Annotated in this window: 5 protein-coding genes; all 5 read left to right on the top strand. The window is 61.0% G+C overall.

Translation table 11 applies throughout. From position 1 onward, the window contains the following. The first annotated feature begins 486 nt into the window (after positions 1-486). A complete protein-coding gene (phnC, locus tag HZR81_RS23165; protein WP_003117867.1) occupies positions 487-1,314 on the top strand; it encodes a phosphonate ABC transporter ATP-binding protein in 828 nt (275 codons plus the stop codon). Then, positions 1,311-2,174: a phosphate/phosphite/phosphonate ABC transporter substrate-binding protein gene (phnD, locus tag HZR81_RS23160; protein ID WP_126189395.1), complete on the top strand. Its 864-nt coding sequence runs from the start codon at positions 1,311-1,313 to the stop codon at positions 2,172-2,174. Before phnC ends, phnD begins: the two co-directional genes overlap by 4 nt. 8 nt (positions 2,175-2,182) lie before the next feature. Continuing rightward, entirely contained in the window at positions 2,183-3,010 is an 828-nt protein-coding gene (phnE, locus tag HZR81_RS23155) for a phosphonate ABC transporter, permease protein PhnE (protein ID WP_003298907.1), read from the top strand. An 8-nt stretch (positions 3,011-3,018) separates the two neighbouring features. Beyond that, positions 3,019-4,029 carry a phosphonate dehydrogenase PtxD gene (gene ptxD / locus HZR81_RS23150; protein WP_003152798.1) on the top strand — a complete coding sequence of 337 codons (1,011 nt, stop codon included), beginning with the start codon at positions 3,019-3,021 and terminating at the stop codon, positions 4,027-4,029. Further along, positions 4,023-4,871 (top strand): LysR family transcriptional regulator (locus HZR81_RS23145; RefSeq protein ID WP_169918194.1); only part of this gene is annotated, 849 nt, incomplete at its 3' end. The genes ptxD and HZR81_RS23145, both read left to right, overlap by 7 nt.

The raw sequence follows: 4,871 nt of genomic DNA, 5'->3' as shown, positions 1-4,871 counted from the left end.
GCATCGAAGCAGATACCGCGCATGATCAGTCTACTGAGGAAACATCATTCAAGACTAGCGCGGCGTTGCTAGAAGAATAAGCGGCTTGCGCTAGCATTAAGCTGGGCGCGACAACAGACATCTAGTTGGGCGGCACCTGAAGGTTTCGACCAGCCACATAACGGCCTGGGTCAATCGACGGGCAAGAGTAGAATGTCTCCTATAGTCCGCTAGTGTGCGCTCTCTTGCTTGGATGGCATTACGTTCTGGCCCAACGTTACTGTAGCGAATCCGCAGCAGTATCAATCAAAGCCTCCTGTATCCCGCGTGAAGAAAGACGCTACGTTGCGCCCGTTCTTCCACGGCTTCGCTTGCCGCCCCGCTACGGCAGATTCGAAGCATTCATCGAAATGTCATCATTTAGAAGCAGTGCGTTAACAAGGAATTTCTACCCTTTGCATCGCGAACCGCAATTGTGCGGCCAGCAATATTGCGAAAGGTGATCAAATGACGCCCCATCCGATACAGGACGCCGTGCTGCGGGTCGACCGGTTGAGCGTCGTCTACCCAGGCGGCGTGACAGCCCTACGCGATACCTCGATTGCATTTCGGCGTGGTGAGTTCACCGTGCTGCTTGGTCTCTCGGGCGCAGGCAAGTCGACCTTGCTCCGTAGCCTCAATCGACTCGTCACGCCCACTCGCGGCAGTGTCACCAGCGAGCTCGGTGAGCTCGGCAGCGGCTCGGCCTTGCGTCAGCATCGTCGGCGTACCGCCATGATCTTTCAGCACCACCAGCTAATCGAACGTCAAAGCGCACTGGCTAATGTGCTTACCGGTCGGCTGGCCTTTCACAACACGCTCCGCTCGCTGTTTCCTCTGCCGCGTGCCGATCAGGAGATTGCGCTCAGTTGCCTCGCTCGGGTCGGTCTGGCAGACAAGGCGCTAAGCCGGGTGGACAAACTGTCCGGTGGCCAGCAGCAGCGGGTAGGCATCGCGCGTGCGCTAGCGCAACAGCCCGCGATCATTCTTGCCGATGAGCCGGTAGCCAGTCTCGACCCGGCCACTTCGGTCCGTGTTCTCGGACTGCTGCGCGACATCTGCAAGGAAGACGGCATCACCGCCATCGTTTCGCTGCATCAACTCGAATATGCCCGCCGCTTCGCCGATCGCGTCGTCGGGCTGGCCGATTCTCAGATCGTTTTCGATGCCGCGCCCTCGGAACTCACCGATGCGCAGCTTGAGCGCATCTATGCAGGCCGCTCTACGACTCAGCCAGCAACTGCTCCGGCTGAAACCCCTGTCATGCTCGCACCTTCACTGGAGATGTCCCGATGAAACGCTTATCCGCTCTCTTATTGACCTGTTTGCTGTCCGCTGTTTCAAGTCTGTCCGCCGTAGCGGCCGATGCCGATCCGGATGTGCTAAAGGTTGCGCTGCTGCCGGACGAAAACGCCTCGGAGTTGATCAAGCGAAACCAGCCGCTGAAGGATTATCTGGAAGAGCATCTGGACAAGAAGGTGCAGCTGATCGTAACCACCGACTATTCCTCGATGATTGAGGCGATGCGCTTTGGCCGTATCGACCTGGCGTATTTCGGTCCGCTGTCCTACGTCATGGCCAAAAGCAAAAGCGACATCGAGCCCTTCGCTGCCATGATCATCGACGGCAAGCCGACCTATCGCTCAGTGATTATCGCCAATGTGGCGTCAGGCGTGAATGAGTATGCCGACCTTAAGGGCAAGAAGATGGCCTATGGTGACCGGGCATCGACGTCCAGCCATCTGATTCCCAAAACCGTGCTTCTTGAGACGGCCGAGCTGACGGGTGGGCAGGACTACGAACAACATTTTGTGGGCACGCATGACGCCGTTGCCGTCAACGTGGCGAACGGAAACGCCGATGCGGGTGGGCTGTCGGAGGTAATTTTCAATCAAGTAGCCGAACGTGGCCTAATCGATCCGAGCAAGGTGAAAGTACTTGGTTACAGCGGCGAATATCCCCAATACCCCTGGGCGATGCGCTCGAACCTGAGCCCCGAGCTGAAAACCAAGGTGCGGGATGTATTCGTCGGTATCGACGATCCCGAAGTGCTGCGCAACTTCAAAGCCGAGGCCTTCGCGCCAATCACCGACGCCGACTACGATGTGATTCGCAACATGGGATCGCTGCTCGGCCTCGACTTCGCCACGATGTGAGCACCGATATGTCTACTCATCATGACGTGCAGGCGCTGCCTGCAGAGCAACGCGAGCACATCCTTCGAGGCTTCGGCCTCGGTTGGTGGCGCCAGCTGGGGCAGGTGGCAATTGTACTCGGAGTGGTGCTGTTGGCCTGCTGGTACGTGGGGCTGCTCGATGCCACCACGCTGCTGAACGGGCTGCCCTCCATCGCGACCCTGGCAGGCGAGGCCATGCCGCCAGACTTTTCGGGCTATCGAAGCTGGATTCGCCCGTTGATCGACACGCTGGCGATGAGCATCGCCGGCACGGCCATCGCAGTGGTGTTCTCGCTGGTGGTGGCCTTCGTTGCAGCGCGCAATACGGCGCCGCACCCCCTTGTGTTCGGTGTTGCCCGGGTGCTGCTCAATGCCCTGCGGTCGGTGCCGGAGCTGATCATGGGCATCATCTTCGTTGCAGCCGTAGGGTTCGGCGCCTTGCCGGGCGTGCTTGCCCTGGGTCTGCATTCGATCGGCATGGTCGGCAAGTTCTTCGCCGAGGCCATCGAGCACGTCGACGAAGCGCCGGTGGAAGCCGCTCGGGCGGCGGGGGCTACGCCGATGCAAGTGCTGCTGCACGCGGTTTTGCCACAGGTGACTCCACAGTTCGCCGACGTGGCGATCTACCGCTGGGAATACAACTTTCGCGCCTCCACCGTGATGGGCATGGTTGGCGCCGGCGGTATCGGCTTCGAACTCATGGGCTCGCTGCGCATCATGCAGTACCAGGAGGTTGCAGCAATCCTGCTGGTCATCCTGGCCATGGTCACGCTAGTAGACGCCTTCAGTGGCGTGCTGCGCAAACGTTTCAAATAGGACAAACCATGCTGCCGAAACTCGTTATAACTCACCGAGTACACGATGAGATCCTGCAACTGCTGGCGCCACATTGCGAGCTGATGACCAACCAGAGCGACAGCACGCTGACGCGCGAGGAAATTCTGCGCCGCTGCCGCGATGCTCAGGCGATGATGGCGTTCATGCCCGATCGGGTCGATGCAGAATTTCTCCAAGCCTGCCCCGAGCTGCGTGTGGTCGGCTGCGCGCTCAAGGGCTTCGACAATTTCGATGTGGACGCCTGTACTGCCCGCGGGGTCTGGTTGACCTTCGTGCCTGATCTGTTGACGGTCCCGACTGCCGAGCTGGCGATCGGACTGGCGGTGGGGCTGGGGCGGCATCTGCGCGCAGCAGATGCGTTCGTCCGCTCTGGCGAGTTCCAGGGCTGGCAACCACAGTTCTACGGCACGGGGCTGGATAACGCGACGGTCGGCATCCTTGGCATGGGCGCCATCGGACAGGCCATGGCTGAGCGCTTGCAGGGATGGGGCGCGACCCTGCAGTACCACGAGGCGAAGGCTCTGGATACACAAACCGAGCAACGGCTCGGCCTGCGCCAGGTGGCGTGCAGCGAACTCTTCGCCAGCTCGGACTTCATCCTGCTGGCGCTTCCCTTGAATGCCGATACTGAGCATCTGGTCAACGCCGAGCTGCTTGCCCTCGTACGGCCGGGCGCTCTGCTTGTAAACCCCTGTCGTGGTTCGGTAGTGGATGAAGCCGCCGTGCTCGCGGCGCTTGAGCGAGGCCAGCTCGGCGGGTATGCGGCGGATGTATTCGAAATGGAAGACTGGGCTCGCGCGGACCGGCCGCGGCTGATCGATCCTGCGCTGCTCGCGCATCCGAATACGCTCTTCACTCCGCACATAGGGTCGGCAGTGCGCGCGGTGCGCCTGGAGATTGAACGTTGTGCAGCGCAGAGCATCATCCAGGCGTTGGCAGGTGCGCGCCCAATCAACGCTGCGAACCGTCTGCCCCAGGCCGAGCCTGCCGCATGTTGAATCCGGTCTGGCTGAAGAGCCTGGTAGCGATCGTTCAAACAGGCAGTTTTCAGAGCGCGGCGAGGGCGTTGGGGCTGGCCCAGCCGACGGTGTCGCAGCACTTGCAGAAGCTTGAAGAGCAGGTCGGCGTAACGCTGGTGCAGCGCAGTCGTAGCGGCTGCCAGCCTACCACACGTGCGCTGGCCTTCATGCCGCATGCGACCGCCTTGCTCGACATGCACGCCCGGGCGCTAGAAGCCCTGCATGGAAATAGTGAGCGCGTCGGGGCCAGCTCCAACATCGGCACCTACCTTCTCCAGCCATTCGTGCGCAGCTATCTGACGACCGCAAATGAGAGGGGCGAGGTGGATCTGCGCATCGCCGCCAACCCGGATGTGGCCGACCAGCTACTGGCGGGCCAGCTCGACGCCGCGATCATGGAATGGTGGCTACCTCACCCCGACTTCGAACACCGCCTCTGGCGGGTCGAGCCGCTGGTACTTATCGTCAGCCCCGACCATCCGCTGGCTGAAGCAGGGTGCATAGAACGCGATCGTCTGGTGGACCTGCCGATGCTGGGAGGTGAACCGGGTAGCGGTACCGGACGGCTTCTGACCGAATACTTTGGCGAGCTGGGCGTGCCTCGCAGCGGTATGCAGCTAGGCAGCACCGAGGCAGTCAAACAAGCAGTCAGGGCGGGACTCGGCGTGTCGTTGGTGATGGCTTCCGCAGTACAAGACGAAGTTCGCAGTGGCGCGCTGGTAGCTCTTCCCATCCCGGGGCTTGAAAAGCGTCTCCAACTGATCTGGCGCAAACCGCCCGGAAATCTGCACCCGCCGGGATTTGTGCGGCACTTATTGGCC

This window comes from Pseudomonas sp. LM13, from assembly GCF_041381355.1.
Classification (GTDB): domain Bacteria; phylum Pseudomonadota; class Gammaproteobacteria; order Pseudomonadales; family Pseudomonadaceae; genus Stutzerimonas; species Stutzerimonas frequens.
Note: the sequence above shows the minus strand (reverse complement) of the source record. Positions and strands in the feature narration are given on the sequence as shown.